At 40.2% G+C, this 14,898-nt stretch carries 13 protein-coding genes and 1 riboswitch; of the genes, 3 read left to right on the top strand and 10 right to left on the bottom strand.

Annotation, left to right across the window (positions count from 1 at the left end; all coding sequences use genetic code 11):
* Window positions 1–31: 31 nt before the first annotated feature.
* Window positions 32–2,125 (top strand): methyl-accepting chemotaxis protein, encoded by a 2,094-nt coding sequence (locus E4N80_RS01955; RefSeq protein ID WP_253700022.1) that lies wholly within the window; start codon window positions 32–34, stop codon window positions 2,123–2,125.
* Window positions 2,126–2,351: 226 nt separating this feature from the next.
* Here the strand turns inward: E4N80_RS01955 and E4N80_RS01950 are convergent, their stop codons facing one another.
* From E4N80_RS01950 to E4N80_RS01935, 4 genes are all read right to left on the bottom strand, one after another.
* Window positions 2,352–2,972, bottom strand: a complete 621-nt coding sequence (locus E4N80_RS01950; RefSeq protein ID WP_253700020.1) for a rod-binding protein — start codon at window positions 2,970–2,972, stop codon at window positions 2,352–2,354.
* A gap of 51 nt (window positions 2,973–3,023) precedes the next feature.
* Window positions 3,024–3,818 (bottom strand): flagellar basal-body rod protein FlgG, encoded by a 795-nt coding sequence (gene flgG, locus E4N80_RS01945; protein ID WP_253700018.1) that lies wholly within the window; start codon window positions 3,816–3,818, stop codon window positions 3,024–3,026.
* Window positions 3,819–4,003: 185 nt separating this feature from the next.
* Complete coding sequence (gene flgF / locus E4N80_RS01940; RefSeq protein WP_253700017.1) at window positions 4,004–4,816, bottom strand: flagellar basal-body rod protein FlgF; 813 nt, start codon at window positions 4,814–4,816, stop codon at window positions 4,004–4,006.
* An 11-nt stretch (window positions 4,817–4,827) separates the two neighbouring features.
* Entirely contained in the window at window positions 4,828–5,037 is a 210-nt protein-coding gene (locus tag E4N80_RS01935; RefSeq protein ID WP_253700015.1) for a hypothetical protein, read from the bottom strand.
* A 119-nt stretch (window positions 5,038–5,156) separates the two neighbouring features.
* On the opposite strand from E4N80_RS01935, the gene E4N80_RS01930 reads away from it, so the two are divergent.
* The gene (locus E4N80_RS01930) at window positions 5,157–6,017 is read left to right on the top strand and encodes a flagellin N-terminal helical domain-containing protein (RefSeq protein ID WP_253700013.1); all 861 of its coding nucleotides are present in this window, start codon (window positions 5,157–5,159) and stop codon (window positions 6,015–6,017) included.
* 56 nt (window positions 6,018–6,073) lie between these two features.
* Here the strand turns inward: E4N80_RS01930 and E4N80_RS01925 are convergent, their stop codons facing one another.
* From E4N80_RS01925 to E4N80_RS01910, 4 genes are read right to left on the bottom strand one after another with little or no spacing between them, the layout of a single operon-like run.
* Window positions 6,074–6,778 carry an orotate phosphoribosyltransferase gene (locus tag E4N80_RS01925; protein ID WP_253700011.1) on the bottom strand — a complete coding sequence of 235 codons (705 nt, stop codon included), beginning with the start codon at window positions 6,776–6,778 and terminating at the stop codon, window positions 6,074–6,076.
* 11 nt (window positions 6,779–6,789) lie between these two features.
* The gene (locus E4N80_RS01920; RefSeq protein ID WP_253700009.1) at window positions 6,790–7,668 is read right to left on the bottom strand and encodes an NAD(P)-dependent oxidoreductase; all 879 of its coding nucleotides are present in this window, start codon (window positions 7,666–7,668) and stop codon (window positions 6,790–6,792) included.
* 58 nt (window positions 7,669–7,726) lie between these two features.
* Window positions 7,727–8,563: a formate/nitrite transporter family protein gene (locus tag E4N80_RS01915; RefSeq protein ID WP_253700007.1), complete on the bottom strand. Its 837-nt coding sequence runs from the start codon at window positions 8,561–8,563 to the stop codon at window positions 7,727–7,729.
* A 41-nt stretch (window positions 8,564–8,604) separates the two neighbouring features.
* Window positions 8,605–9,471: an Rpn family recombination-promoting nuclease/putative transposase gene (locus tag E4N80_RS01910; protein ID WP_253700005.1), complete on the bottom strand. Its 867-nt coding sequence runs from the start codon at window positions 9,469–9,471 to the stop codon at window positions 8,605–8,607.
* 173 nt (window positions 9,472–9,644) lie between these two features.
* A riboswitch (cobalamin riboswitch) is annotated at window positions 9,645–9,831 on the top strand.
* A 308-nt stretch (window positions 9,832–10,139) separates the two neighbouring features.
* Between E4N80_RS01910 and E4N80_RS01905 the strand changes: the two genes are divergently transcribed.
* Entirely contained in the window at window positions 10,140–11,381 is a 1,242-nt protein-coding gene (locus E4N80_RS01905; protein ID WP_253700003.1) for a Glu/Leu/Phe/Val family dehydrogenase, read from the top strand.
* Between the two features lie 9 nt (window positions 11,382–11,390).
* Here the strand turns inward: E4N80_RS01905 and E4N80_RS01900 are convergent, their stop codons facing one another.
* Complete coding sequence (locus tag E4N80_RS01900; protein ID WP_253699983.1) at window positions 11,391–12,824, bottom strand: MGH1-like glycoside hydrolase domain-containing protein; 1,434 nt, start codon at window positions 12,822–12,824, stop codon at window positions 11,391–11,393.
* Window positions 12,825–12,944: 120 nt separating this feature from the next.
* Window positions 12,945–14,891, bottom strand: coding sequence for a hypothetical protein (locus tag E4N80_RS01895; protein WP_253699981.1), 1,947 nt, complete (start codon window positions 14,889–14,891; stop codon window positions 12,945–12,947).
* Between the last annotated feature and the right edge of the window lie 7 nt (window positions 14,892–14,898).

Here is a 14,898-nt window from a genome sequence, read left to right as displayed (position 1 = left end):
CAAAATTATTATACTTGAGGGAGGAACCTACATGAAAAAAAGGTTTTCAATGAGGAATAAGCTATTGATTATAGTCGGCGCTTTGATTTTTACGGCAGGCTTTACGCTGGCGGTTTTGGGAGTACGCACAGCGCGAAAAGCCGTAACTGAAAAGGTAGTACTTCACCTTAAAGATAAGGCAACCGACACGGCAGAAATTATTAACGGAAGGGTTACGGCTTTTTTCCAATTTTTGGAAGGAATAGCCCGTATGCCTATCTTAACCGATGAAAACCTTTCATATTCTGAAAAAGCAGCTATATTGGACAAAGAAGTTGCTTTTAATGAAAGATTGGAGCAACTTAATCTGTATGATCTTTCAGGAATACGTACTGCAAATGACGATCAGCTTATATCGATAAAGGATCGTACCTGGTTTAAATCCGCTGCAAAAGGCAAAAGGTTCGCATCCGAACCCATTTTATCCCGTTCGCTTCATAAACTCGTTTTTGTTTTTGCAGTTCCCGTGTATGACAAAGATAAAAATGTTGTTGCCGTACTGAACTGTACAATCAAAGCCGAACATCTATCCAATGATATTGATGATATCATAGTAGGAGAAACAGGAGATTGCTATATTTTAAGCCGTTCCGGAACAACAATAGCACATAAAAATTTTGATATGGTCAGTTCGCAGAATAATGTTTTAAATGATGCAAAAACAAACAAAGAGTTTGCCTCGTTAGCAAAATTTACACAACAAGCTTTAAACGGCACAAAAAGTGAAGTAGGCTTTTATGAGTATAAGGGAGAATCCTATATAGCATCTTATGCAAAAATGGGCAATACGGATTGGACTGTCATTATAAGGGCACCTATGAAACAGTTTTTAGGAAGTATTAATATTCTGCGCAACAAAATGCTGTTTATAGGCCTTAGTATTTTAGCAGTAAGTTTGGCTATACTTTTTATTGTTTCCTATAATATGATAAGGCCCATAAATGTTGTAGTATCCGCACTCAAGGATATTGCCCAAGGGGAAGGTGATCTGACGGTACGCCTGCCCTTGGTTGGAAATGATGAGGTAACGGATTTATCCGAATACTTTAACCGGACAATCGAAAAAATCGGAACATCAATTAAAATAGTCGGAAAAAACAGCGACGAAATGACAAACACAGGTTCGGAACTTGTAAGCAATATGACGGAAACTGCCAGTGCCGTACATGAGATAAGTGCAAATATCGATGGAGTAAAAAAACAGGCTCTTACCCAGGCTGCCAGTGTCAGTGAAACGGCTGCTACCGTAGGAGAAATTATCCGGACAATCAAAAATCTTAACGGAAGTATTGAAAATCAGGCAGCAAGCGTTGCAGAGTCTTCTTCAGCGATTGAACAAATGGTAAGCAATATCGCTTCAATTACACAAACTCTGGATAAAACAAACGATGTTATAAAAACCCTTGCAGCAGCCACTGCCGATGGAAAAGAAACTGTTGCCGGAGCAAACACTGTAACACAACGCATAGCTGAAGAATCGGGCGGTCTTTTGGAAGCCAGCAATGTTATTCAGCATATTGCAAGTCAGACAAACCTATTGGCTATGAATGCAGCTATTGAAGCCGCCCATGCAGGTGAGGCAGGAAAGGGCTTTGCCGTCGTAGCCGATGAAATACGGAAGCTCGCAGAAGAATCGAGCACTCAGGGAAAAAACATCACCTCAACCCTTAAAATAGTTTCGGGAGAAATTGAAATGCTTTCAAATGCTGCAAAGACAACAGAAGATAAGTTTAACACTATCTTCAACTTATCCGAACAAGTAAAAACAATGAGTCAAAATCTGATGAATGCCATGCGGGAGCAGGAAAACGGAAACCGTGAAGTACTTACCGCAATCCGTAACATAAACATAGTAACAAACCAAGTAAATGACGGCTCTGCCGAGATGCTAAAAGGCGGCGAAAATGTTGCAATTGAAATGCAAAAGCTTGATACTCTAACACGCGTTATAACGGACAGCATGAACGAAATGGCTGCGGGCGCAGTTCAAATAAACAATGCAGTACAGGATGTAAGCGATATTACCCAAAAGAACAAGCGTAACATAGACAGCCTATCTACAGAGGTAGGAAAATTTAAGGTATAAAACTAATTTAACCGCAAGGAACACAAAGGACACAAAGAATTTTTTAATGCTTTCATAATAACGCATTACTTCTGACTAGCTTAATTTTTAAATTTAACCCAAACCTTTTATTGTCATCTCGACTAAAAAGTAAGCTAGAAATTATGTAACAATGCGGGTTCTTAGGGCAGAGCCCTAAGCGGTTCTTTTGAAGATAGGAGGGGTTATAGGGGAGGAAAGAAATCTTTTATCCGAAAAAGTGTCTTTCCTCCCCTACACCTGAAAGTTCCAGATAGATTTGATCGGCGAGGCCGAAGCCTGCGTTTTTGGTCATGCTGCGGCCTAGCTCATCATACATCATGTCTTGGTACATCTTACCTGCAAAGGACTCGTCTCCTGCAAGAGTCTTTCCTGTCAAAGTATTCCGCATAGAGTCGAGCATTATTTTTACAAAATAGGATTCAAACTCAAGGGCTTGTTCGTAAAGCTTACTCGTTCTGTCAATCGAATATTTTGAATGTACCGTCTCGCCGGATTTTCCGAAGGAAGAGGCCATACCCTGAACCTCCCTGTGGGTGTCGGCCGGAATGGGATTTTCTATCTTCATGGATTTTAAAATATCGCCAGGGAGGCGGGTATCAAAGAAGGCTTCTGAATTGCCCGTCTTTAAGCCTGAGACGGAAGCAGAGCTTTCGCCCTGAATATTGGAAATAATGGAAGACGCTCTTTCAGAACCTCGCAGAGTTTCAAGCATTTGAGTAAAATTTTGCTGAGATTTTGCCGATGCAGGGATTTCATTTTTATTTATCAAAGAACTTTTTACCTCTTCCCTGCCCGCTTGATTTGTTCCTATCTTGTTTATTTTCATTTCTTCCTTCCCAAGCCTTAACTAAAATTATCTTTAAGAATTAACTGAAAACTATCGCTTTAAACTTACCGCAGTACCAAGCATATTATCGCTTGTCTGGATAGCCTTCGAATTAAACTCGTAAGCTCTTTGAGCCACAATCATATTTACCATTTCGCTTACGGTAGAAACATTTGACATTTCCAAAAACTTGTGCTCGGTGCTTCCGAAGCCGGTAAACCCGGGCCGCCCCGGAATAGCCGTACCTGATGCAGGGGTCTGCCTAAAAAGGTTAGAACCCTCGGCTGAAAGACCTGCATTGTTCTGGAAGCGGTAAAGCTCTATCTGGCCTACTTCTATCGGATCGTCTATATCGCCGACCTTAACGGTAACACGGCCGTCTCTGCTGACGGCAATAGTATTCTCCCGATAGCCTTCGGGAAAGATTATTTCGGGCAAAACGCGTAACCCGTTTGAGGTTACAAGCTGGCGGTCTGCATCAATCTTAAAAGAACCGTCCCTTGTGTAAGCATAGGTTCCGTCATATTGAAGAACTCTAAAAAAACCTTCACCTTGAATGGCTATATCGCTTGTTACACCCGTATTTTGCAATGAGCCTTGTTCAAATATTCTTTGGGTAGCGGCAAGCCTTGCACCGTGTCCCATCTGAACTCCTACCGGAGTAATCGTATCCTCTGTAGCAGGCGTACCGGCAGTTTTTACCGTCTGATAGATGAGGTCTTCAAATTCCGCTCTCTGTTTTTTAAAACCGCTTGTATTTACGTTTGCCAAGTTGTTTGCAACCGTGTCGATGTTTGCCTGTTGAGTATTCATACCTGTTGCGGCCGTCCATAAACTTCTAACCATAACTTAACTCCTATAAAAATATTTTGCAGGGATTTTCAAATCCCTAAAAATATTTTTTCAAGTAGTTTTGCTTTTGCAAAACTACATACAATAATGCGATGTTTTGTGCTTTGCACAAAACTCGCAGATAAACAGTGAGACTGAATTTCTGTCGAACTGTTTATCCTAACTCCTACCTTTTAACCTTATTTTTTAACTGCTTCGTTCCATAGTTTGGCCATCATTGTATCTTCGGCCTGAATGGATTTTTGATTGGCTTCATAGGCCCTGTTTACTTCTATCATCCTAACCATTTCGTTTACGACATTTACATTGGAAGCTTCGATAAAGCCCTGCACTACAACGGGACGGGACGGTCCCTCGGCGGCAATGGCTTTTCCTGAAAGAGGTGTATCCAAATAAAAGCTTGTTCCGTTTTTGCTTAAATATCTGTCGTTTTCAAATTCCACTATTTTTAAACGGTCCAGATAAACGGAATCGCTTTCCGGCTCGGTAATCGGGCGTACATAGATTTGTCCGTCTTGGTTAATCTTATATTCCATATCCTGTAAAAAGATGCGGCCGTTTTCTCCCATAACGGGATAGCCTTCCTTAGTCATAAGATAACCTTCAACTCCGACCATAAAATTTCCGTTTCGGGTATACTTTTCTCCATAAGGAGTTTCGATGGCAAAAAAACCCTGCCCTTCCAAAGCTAAATCGGCCGGAGAGCTTGTCTGTTTTAAAGAGCCTTGTTCAAACTCGGTAAAAATCTCGTTAGTTTCAACACCAAGCCCTAATTTTCCTATAATAGGAGCTATATCCGATGAACCGAAGGGATTTTTTATTACGCCGTCATCATTCAGTCTTCTTAAAAGTAATTCTGGAAAAGACTTTTGAACTGAAACATCTCTTTTAAAACTGGTCGTATCCAAGTTAGCCAAATTGTTTGAAATAACATCCAACTGACGCTGTTGAGCAAGCATTCCGCTCGCCGCAGTATACCAACCTCTTACCATATAACCACCTCTTATAATACCGATAAACAGTGAGGCTGAATCTCTGCCGAACTGTTTATCATAGCTCTTATATAATCTTCGGCATTGTAAAATTTTCTTTTAGAAAAAGGAATATAAAATTTTTGAAAGATTCCGTTAATCAACAACCCTCCGCACGAATAAAAAAATCTTAACTTTTTTCTTAAGTCTTTTTTTAGTTCTCCGATAAATGAATTAAGCACAGCTTAAATTTTAATGTGCTTCCGTCTTCTGCGGAATGACAGAGGATCCGGAAATGACATATCGGCAGGGATGCCGCGGGAATTTTAAAATTGCCGAAAATCACCAAAGGAGTAGGAATATGATCATTAATCACAACATGAGCGCTATGTTTTCACAGAGGACATTGGGTCACACCAATTTGATGAATCAAAAAAACATAGAAAAACTTTCTTCAGGTTTACGTATTAACCGAGCGGGCGATGATGCATCCGGTTTGGCCGTATCAGAAAAAATGAGAAGCCAAATCCGCGGTTTGAACCAAGCAAGTGCCAACGCACAAAACGGCATTTCTTTTATTCAAGTTGCGGAAGCTTTCCTTCAAGAAACTACAGATGTTATCCAGAGAATCCGCGAACTCAGTGTTCAGTCTTCCAACGGTATTTACTCGGCAGAAGACAGATTGTACATTCAGGTTGAAGTATCTCAGCTCATCGCTGAAGTAGACCGAATTGCAAGCCACGCACAGTTCAACGGTATGAATATGCTTACCGGAAGATTTGCTCAAGAAACCGGAGAAAATACCGTAACTGCTTCTATGTGGTTCCACATCGGTGCCAACATGGATCAGAGAACAAGAGCTTACATTGGAACAATGACAGCTAAGGCTCTCGGCGTTCGCAATATCGGAGATGAATCGATTATGACTATCGAAACACCCGAAAAAGCTAACCGCGCTATCGGTACCCTTGATGCAGCCATCAAGAAGATCAACAAGCAAAGAGCCGACCTTGGTGCATACCAGAACAGACTCGAACTCACTGTTGTAGGTATCAATATCGCAGCAGAAAACCTCCAAGCCTCCGAATCACGAATCCGTGACGTAGATATGGCTAAGGAGATGGTAGACTATACCAAAAACCAGATTCTCACACAGTCCGGTACAGCAATGCTTGCACAGGCAAATCAGGCAACTCAGAGTGTCATGACCTTGTTAAGGTAAGCTGTAAACAGTTTGACGGAAAAGCGGTTCTTTTTAGAACCGCTTTTTTTTATTTTTTAGACCTTGGGAAAACCGTGTTTTTCGCCCCAACCGAAGGGATCGAGCCTCCATTCGGCCAGACTCTTTTTATTTTCTTCGCTTATATAGTTTTGCTTTACGGCCTCATCCAACATAATATCGTAGTTTAAAATAGTAACCGGAATACAGGGAGGCTTTAATTCGGCAAAAGCTTTTTCAGCTTCTGCAAATCCGTAGGAAAAGATAGCAAAACAAAAAGGAACCTTGCCGTTTGCATTACGCACAGCCTCAACAGCCTTGATGGAGCTTCCCCCTGTCGAAATTAAATCTTCAACAACAAGCACATCGGCACCTTTATAATCCGCATTAGCACCCAAACCCTCAATTTGATTTTTTAAGCCGTGATCTTTTCCGCCTGAGCGTACATAGGAAACGCTTTTTTTCAAGAGGTCGCCCAAACTTACGGAATGAGGAATTCCTGCCGTTGCTGTTCCTGCAAGCCATTCGGGGTCAAAGTCAACAGCTTTTAAAAGCTCTGCGAAGGCTTCGGCTATAGAACGGCGCATCTCAGGCAGGGCTAAAAAACGGCGGTTATCGTTATAAATGGGCATACGGTAGCCTGATGCCCAAGTAAATGGCTCATTGGGAGAAAGCTTTAAGGCTCCCAGCTCAAAAGCCGTTTTAGCTAAAAGCGGCCCATATTTTTTTTGAACCTCTGCTATTTTTTTTTCATCTTTGTGCATAAAATTTCCCTTTAGATAGTTTTATAGTACTCGTATATGGCCTGAGTTCCTTTTTCGGCATAGCCTTCTTCATTCATCTTATTAAAGAAATTTTGTGCAAGCTCCAAAACGGGAATGTGCAGTTTGAGTTCTTTTGCAACAGTTAAGGTTATGTTTAAATCTTTTAAAAAGTGTTTAATATAGAAGCCCGGAGCAAAATCTTTTTGAAGCATTTTAGGCCCGTTGTTTAAAATCTGCCAACTTCCTGCAGCACCGCCCCCGATAGCCGAAAGCATTTTTTGAGGGTCAAGGCCTGCGGCCTCGGCATAACAGACAGCTTCGACAGTACCGAAAAGATTCGCGGCTACGGCTATTTGGTTTGCCATCTTAGTGTGCTGCCCTGCTCCTGCACCGCCCTGCAGAGCCCAAGTTTTTCCCATGCAGGCAAAAAAAGGTTCAAGCTCTTTAAAGGCTTTTTCATCCCCGCCTGCCATAATCGAAAGGGTTCCGTTTTTAGCTCCTATATCTCCGCCTGAAACGGGAGCGTCTACAGAAAAGCATTCTTTTTTCTTTGCCCCATCATAAATCTTTTTTGCCAAAATCGGACTTGAGGTCGTCATATCGGCAAAAATCGTTCCGGGCTTTGCGGTTTTTAATAAACCCTTTTCTCCGAAATATGTTTCTTCAACATCTTGCGGATAGCCGACAATCGTAAAAATGATTTTACAATTGGGAGCAAGGCTTGACGGGTCATCATACCAAATAGCCCCCTTTGAAAGAATCTCTTCGGCGGATTTTTTTGTACGCGTAAAAACGTGCATCTTAGCCCCGGCCGCTCTTAATCTTTCAGCCATGCTTTTTCCCATAACTCCAAGGCCTATAAAGCCCACATCGCAATTTTCAACCTTCATAATTTAAATTCTCCTTATATAAAAATCTTTTGCAGGAAGCGGCAGCTTCCGAAAAAAGTTATTTTTTCTTATAACAAATCCAATAAAACATTCCGACAAAAAAGGCTCCGCCTATTATGTTTCCGAGGGTAACGGGCATTAAATTCTTTATAAAAAAATTAGCCCAATTTATATTTGAAAGAGCCTCGGCGGAAAGACCGGAAGCGGCAGCATAGGCCGAAACGCTTTTCGAGAAAATCCCCGCAGGGATATAATACATGTTCGCAACACTGTGCTCAAAACCGGAAGTTATAAAAAGCCAAATCGGGAAAAAGGCGGCAAGCATTTTTCCGGTCATATCCTTAGCGCCATAGCAGAGCCAGACCGCAAGGCAGACCAGCCAATTACACATAATTCCTAAAAAAACAGCCTGCACAAAAGAAAGCGAAACCTTGCCGTAAGCAATTTTTATCGTAATCCCTCCCAAAAGACTTGCACCGCTTGAAAGCTGTCCGCTTTTTACAATTAAAAAAGCAATAAAAACAGAACCTATAAAATTTCCGATATAAACGGCAAGCCAGTTTTTAATCATTGCAGAAAAGCTCACCTTTTTTTCTAAAACGGCTGCAATTATCAGATTGTTGCCCGTAAAAAGTTCGGCTCCGGCAAGGAGAACCAAGATGAGCCCCACAGGAAAGATAAGCCCTGCAACAAATTTTCCAAGGCCGTAAGTTTCAGACTTTGCAAAAAGCCCGCAGGCAGCCATATTGGAGCCTTCCGAAGCAAATGCAATAAAAACCCCTGCCAAAAATCCTAAACAAACCAGTTTCCACACAGGAGTCGAAGCCTTTGCAATACCCTTTTGCACCGTAACTTCCAAAATCTCGGCCGGATCACAATACATTTTTTCAGACATACACGCCTCCCTAATACCGCTATGCAGATTTTATTATTAATTTATAGTTTCTCGATTTCTTCACAGCTTAAACCTGTAGCTTTTGCGATTGCTTCTACAGTAAACCCCATTTCAGCTAAATTTTTAGCAGTTTCCAGTTTATTTTGGTAAACACCCTGAGATATTCCCTCAGCAAAAGCTATTTCCCGTTCTTCAGCACGCTGCACAGCTATATCTGTTTCATAATCATATTCGGCTAGTAACATATTCAATACCTCCTTAGTCTTGCGTTTTAAATAATCACGCAATATATCATTTGCTATACATTCTTCAATCGCTTTTTGAAAACCGTTTTGAGGATCTGTTTTTTTCCATCTTCGTACCGTTTCTACAAATATTGTGTACTCATACATCGTTTTGCAGTTTTTAAGCAAGGGATGGTGATTTTGCTGATTTATGTTTATTATCTTAACGGTCAACTCAAGATTAGGTTTTACCGTCTTTTCTATAAAAGCATCTGATAGTTTTAATGTTTTATCGGAAGGATAGGTTTCATCCCCATTATAAAATACATAAAATTCGGGCGTCGGAATGTTTAAGAGTTTACGGCTGTATTTTTCTTTTGATTCAAATAGAGTTTCATAAAGGCGGCTTATGTATTCAAGGCAGCGTAAAGGCATATTTGGGTTTATAGTGGATTGATGCTCTACCAGCACTATGATTTTGTTATCAATAAGATATGACACATCATTATAGAATGTCATATAAAGGACCTGATCAAGTCTTACATTTTTCAGCTGTGCTGTAGCCGTAAGTTTTGTGCCGTGTAATGCATTATAAAGAGACAAAAAATTCTCTTTTGCCTTTTCATCTTCACTGAACAAATCAACAAAGACCGAATCTTTGTATTTTCTGTTTGAAGTACTCATATCACACCTCTTTTTAATTGGTAATGAAATTACAAATTAATCACTACCAATTAACTCTCAATCCTCTTTACAAATCAAGTATATCATAGAATAGAGTATTTTTCAATTGTCAGCATGTTGAAGATCGATTGGAGTATTGACATATTTTTTATAAAAGTATAGAATTGTGTTTAAATAACGGTTTCGGTCTTGGTGCTCCTTTTAACCAAGGAGTGAAAAGGGAATCAGGTGAAAGTCCTGAGCAGTCCGGCTGACGTAAGTGAGAGAGTTGTTTTTCAAAATGCCACTGGTTTATTCCGGGAAGGCGAAAATCAATGATGACCTCCGAGCCGTAAGACCTGCCAATGACTATAAGGGTAGAATACAAGTTTTGCCCGTGCCGCACTCTGCTTGGACTCATGAGCTGCAGCAAAATTTATCGTGTTAATCATATTTATTTCCTCTATTGCTCCTTGGGCTATTTGAAGATTTTGTCAAGTTTTCTTCATTTTGGCCCTGAGTACATCCGATTGATACCCTTGGGTGTACATTTTGAGGAAACCTAAATCCCTTTGCGGACCGAAATCGTTTTTCTTTTTAAACTCAAAATTCGAATTTTCCCCCTGATAACTTTAAAAAATACGGCTTTTAATGTATAATCATCGTAAATTATTTTTAAGAAGGATTTTATGGCGAGTACATACGAAAAACTTTTAATCACAATAACGGAAGCCGCAAATACGGCTAATCTGCCAGAAGACGATTACATATCCCTTTTAAGCCCTGAAAGAGAGATGCATGTTTCAATACCCGTAAAAATGGACAACGGAAAAATCAAGGTTTTTAGCGGCTACAGGGTTCAACATTCTACATTAAGAGGCCCTGCAAAGGGAGGAATAAGATTTCACCAAGATGTAAACATAGATGAGGTACGCTCCCTTTCTGCATGGATGACCTTTAAATGTGCCGTTGCCGATATTCCCTACGGGGGCGGTAAAGGAGGTATTTGCGTAAATCCTTCACATCTTTCAGAAACGGAACTTGAAAAGCTGACAAGAGGCTACACAAGGCGGATTGCTTCTTTTATAGGCCCTAGAACGGATATACCTGCCCCGGATGTCGGAACAAATGCAAAGGTGATGGCTTGGATAGCAGACAGCTACAGTGAATATGCCGGAGAATTCAGCCCCGCAGTTGTTACAGGAAAACCTCTTCCTCTCAGCGGCTCTAAGGGACGAGTAGAAGCCACAGGCCGCGGAGTTCTTTTTGCAACGAGGGAAATTTTAAAAAAACTCAATAAAAACTTAAAAGACCAAAGTGTGGTTATCCAAGGTCTTGGAAATGTCGGCGGCGTTACTGCAGATCTTTTTTATAAAGACGGAGCCAGGATAATTGCAATAAGCGATACAAGCAGTGCAATATACAATGAAAAGGGTTTGAATATTCCTAAAATACTCAAACATAAAAAAGAAGGGAAAAAACTGAATTCTTTTGAAGACGATTTTACAAGAATAACCAATGAAGAACTATTGGAACTTAAAGCCGATATTTTGGTTCCGGCCGCCCTCGAAAATCAAATTACCGAAAAAAACGCATCAAATATTAAGGCCTCTATAATCATCGAAGCAGCAAACGGCCCCGTCACCCCTGAAGCCGATAAAATCCTCGAAAAAAATAACATTATAACTGTGCCCGATGTTCTTGCCAACTCGGGAGGCGTAATCGTTTCATACTTTGAATGGGTGCAAAACCTGCAAGGTTTTTATTGGACGGAAGAAGAAGTCAACAAGCGCCTTGAAGATAAGATGATTGAAGCCTTCAGGCTGGTATGGGACGTAAAAGAGGCCTATAAGGTCAGCATGAGAAAGGCAGCCTATATTAAGGCCTTAAAAGAACTTGTAGAAACTCAAAAAGTTAAGGGAATTAACTAAACCGCCATTTTAAAGTTTGTCTATCAGCATTGAACACTTACCCGAGGGAATCGGCAAAGTCTTCTTCTTTTCGTTTAGGATATTTATGGTAAAATAATAGAGCTTTTCGCTTTCCATGTGAATTTCCCAGCCCCTCTGGCTCTTGGATGAAAGAATAGTGATTAGGTTCCGTTTAAGGCTTAAGTTTTCTATACCCATTACTTCAAGATTAGGCACAGTCCAATTTACCGTTTTGCGCGGAAGACTTATTGAAAGCCCTATAACGTTTTCTATCATCAGGCTAATTGTAGAAAGACCTACACCCAAAAGGTATTGTTTACGCGGAAAAGCAGGCTTTCCCTTCCATTGGGCAGGGCCTTCTTTGACAGGAGAATAGGCCTCCCATAAAAAGCCCTGCTTTTTTGAATTGCCTGCAGGCGAAAGGGTTTCAAGCACATAGTAAAGATGCCTTATAACACACTCTCTTGCTATCTCCCAGCGGTTATATTTTTCCAAGCCTTTTACGACAACAAAGTTCAAAATGGGGAAGACGCTGCCGCATGCACCGTTTCCGTTTTCGTCATATTCAGGCTCATCGGCTGCAAGACTTGGAAAAGGATGATCAACACCGAAAGTTTTAGGATTGGATAGGTGTTCTACCAGAAGGGCGGCCTTATCCTCATTGGGAATCTCGGCAAGCATAGGCCAAAAACCGGCAAGAGTCTTCTTCTTTATCTGCTTACCCTCAGCATCGAGATCATAATAAAAACCGTCTTCTTCATTCCACATCATAGAATTAATTCTGGTTTTTATCGTAAAATACAACCTCTTATACTGAAAGTCTATTTCTTTGTCGTTTAGTATATCGCCTAAAGCAGACATATAAAGGGCATTTACCGCAAGGGCCGAATTAAAATCGGTTAAAAAAACGGATTCTTTTCGAGGCGTATTAGGCATATTAACCGTTTCAAGAGGACTTTTGTACAGACCGTTATCGGCCTTAAACATTTTGTCAATCCAGTCCATGTATTTAATCAAAACAGGCATAATATCCTTTACACGCTTTTTGTTTCCCGTCTTATGATAAATATTGTACTCAGCCCATGCAAATAAGGGCATTCCCAGCCCTTCCGGATTATCCCGTTTTAAAACAGGTTCCTTTGTATCAAAATTATATCTATTGCGTATAGCTCCGTTTTCTTCCTGCCTGTCATAAAAAAAATCAAGGGCGGAATTCGGTGTATAATTCTTATTGGAATAAACAAAGAAAAAAGAAGAAAATATAGTTTCATATTGATTTAAAAAATTGCCGTCCGCTTCGGGATAAATAAAAAAGCCCTCGGTACCCTGTTTGCCGTCGCCTGTCGAATGCCAAAAATCATGAACCCAAGCCCATGTTCTATCGTAAATGTCCACGAAATCTTGATCGTAAAAATGAACACGCGGAAAATCTCTTTTATTCACCTTAACTCCTTATTTTCTTTGAAAGACAATATATATTATATCATATTTTTGTAAAAAAGGGTAGTTTTTTAGCAATATTTATAAAAAAAGTTTTGAATCTGAAAAAAGGTTCTCGTTTTATTAATTACCGGCATCAGAAGCTTCTTCTTTTGTCTCATCTGAGCCTGAATTTTCGGCTGAAGTACCATCTTCAGTATTGACTACGCTTTCAGCACCCTCTTGGACAACAGGCACCACGGGGACAGGTTCAGGCGGGCGGCCCAAAAAGAGAACGATATCTTCATCATCCTTTTTATGCTTCATTTTTAACAAAAGAGTACGGGTTCTTTCATCATAAACATAGCCTGAAGAATTATACATCTCAAATCTGGGATCCGTTCTAAAATCGATTTCATGGATTTTTATCCTGTAAAATGGACGGATTCCTCTTATAATCATGTAATGGGTATCCCCCGTCTTAGCCGAAACTCTAAAACTGAATGTTTTTGCATCATTTTTAAGCACATTTATATCGCGTGCAGATGTCCAAGCCCAAATACCGGGCTCTGCCTTTAAGGCCAAAGACTCTTCATGCGGATAATATGGATTGTCCTTAATAGCAGCAGCATACAGTTTTTCGGCATGGAGAATTAGGGCATCATTGGCCATAAGACCTAACTTCTTTGACTTATCGCCTTGAATATCAAAAGATGCCGGTAAACTTGAAGAATTTCCGCCAAGAGAAAAGATAGAAGAATACAAAGCCTGCCCTACAGCCTTCCAAGTACCTTTATCGGGATATGAACTTCCATAGCGGATTAAAATAGAAGCAGCTCTCAAAGTTTTTTCGGTATCAATGGTCTTTTTATCGGAAGAAATATATAATCCCGCATCGATAGAAATCAAAGAATCTTTTAAAACCGTCTCATATTTTTCGGAATTTTCCATAAAAAGATTTTGTTTATTGGGAAAATAAAAAGCATAATCCATTGCAGCTTCCAACAAGCCGGCGGCAAAAAAAGAGTTTAAGTCCTCTTGCTTTGCATTAGAAACCATTTTTTCCAAGGCGGAAATCAAATTTGCCCTTGAGTTGTTTATCAAAAACGGAATAAGGGATTCCCTGTCAAATACGGAAATTTCAGCCCTTGCTATGCTCGATTCAATGCCGGATAACAGTTTTCTTTGGTAAGCAGCAAGACTTTTATCGTTTTGTACAAGATTTCCATAAAATGTAGTCGATATATAGGTGCGTTTTTCTTTCGGCAAAAGAGAAGCGGGGGCAAATACAAGGGACTTTGTATATTCGCCGTTAAAGGCTTTTTCGGCCATATATGCCGTCAAAAGTTCTTCGTTATAATTTCTTGCCGAGATCACACTTGAAAAATAATCCAAGGCCTTTTCTCTAAATAATTGCTTGGTTTTATTGTATTCTTCTTCACTTGCAATCGGGATACGGCGGATAGAATCGAAATCCAAACTGTCAGATTGAATATAAGTTTCATAAAAGGCTGTTTTTTTTGAACTTGAAAGAATAAAATGGGGAAGTTCCGATGAATCATCGGAATTTCCAAAGCCATAGCCGCCTCTAAAAATAAACCGGTCTTTTCCATACCTTAAAAATATTTGCTCATCCTGTCTTTCAAGACGGGCCGATTGAGTCAATTTCCAAGGAAAATAAACGGTTTCTATCTCTGGCGGCATAGAAACGGAAATTCTCACCGTTTCAACCGTTTCCGAAATGTATGAGGTAAAGTCTATCAAAACATCGTTAGAACAGATAACACTAAAGGAATCTTCGTTTTTTTTGTACTCCAAAACCTTTAGGCTAAACTCTTCGTTATTGCTCGTTTTTGCAGTAATTGGAGTCTGATCCGTAGTGTAAAAATCCAAACCGTTTGCAACTATATGGAGAGGTAAAAGAGGAGTCCTGTTTCCGCTTTCATCAACCTCATCCCGTCCCGAAACGGTCATAGCTCCTATTGTATAATAAAAAGTCTTACCTATGGTAAACTGAATGACAAAAATGCCGAAAATAATTAGTGTATACAATATAGTTAATGCAATCATCCTACTTGATTTGTGCTTCATAATGTTA

Origin of the sequence: Treponema denticola (assembly GCF_024181605.1) — a bacterium.
In the GTDB taxonomy this organism is placed as follows: domain Bacteria; phylum Spirochaetota; class Spirochaetia; order Treponematales; family Treponemataceae; genus Treponema_B; species Treponema_B denticola_B.
This window is presented reverse-complemented; position numbering and strand designations above follow the sequence as displayed.

Bases quoted from the DNA above. Each gene is read 5' to 3' on its own strand.
- E4N80_RS01955 (WP_253700022.1), top strand. From the start codon at position 32: ATGAAAAAAAGGTTTTCAATGAGGAATAAGCTATTGATTATAGTCGGC.
- E4N80_RS01950 (WP_253700020.1), bottom strand. From the start codon at position 2,972: ATGAAAATAAACAAGATAGGAACAAATCAAGCGGGCAGGGAAGAGGTA.
- flgG (WP_253700018.1), bottom strand. From the start codon at position 3,818: ATGGTTAGAAGTTTATGGACGGCCGCAACAGGTATGAATACTCAACAG.
- flgF (WP_253700017.1), bottom strand. From the start codon at position 4,816: ATGGTAAGAGGTTGGTATACTGCGGCGAGCGGAATGCTTGCTCAACAG.
- E4N80_RS01930 (WP_253700013.1), top strand. From the start codon at position 5,157: ATGATCATTAATCACAACATGAGCGCTATGTTTTCACAGAGGACATTG.
- E4N80_RS01925 (WP_253700011.1), bottom strand. From the start codon at position 6,778: ATGCACAAAGATGAAAAAAAAATAGCAGAGGTTCAAAAAAAATATGGG.
- E4N80_RS01920 (WP_253700009.1), bottom strand. From the start codon at position 7,668: ATGAAGGTTGAAAATTGCGATGTGGGCTTTATAGGCCTTGGAGTTATG.
- E4N80_RS01915 (WP_253700007.1), bottom strand. From the start codon at position 8,563: ATGTCTGAAAAAATGTATTGTGATCCGGCCGAGATTTTGGAAGTTACG.
- E4N80_RS01910 (WP_253700005.1), bottom strand. From the start codon at position 9,471: ATGAGTACTTCAAACAGAAAATACAAAGATTCGGTCTTTGTTGATTTG.
- E4N80_RS01905 (WP_253700003.1), top strand. From the start codon at position 10,140: ATGGCGAGTACATACGAAAAACTTTTAATCACAATAACGGAAGCCGCA.
- E4N80_RS01895 (WP_253699981.1), bottom strand. From the start codon at position 14,891: ATGAAGCACAAATCAAGTAGGATGATTGCATTAACTATATTGTATACA.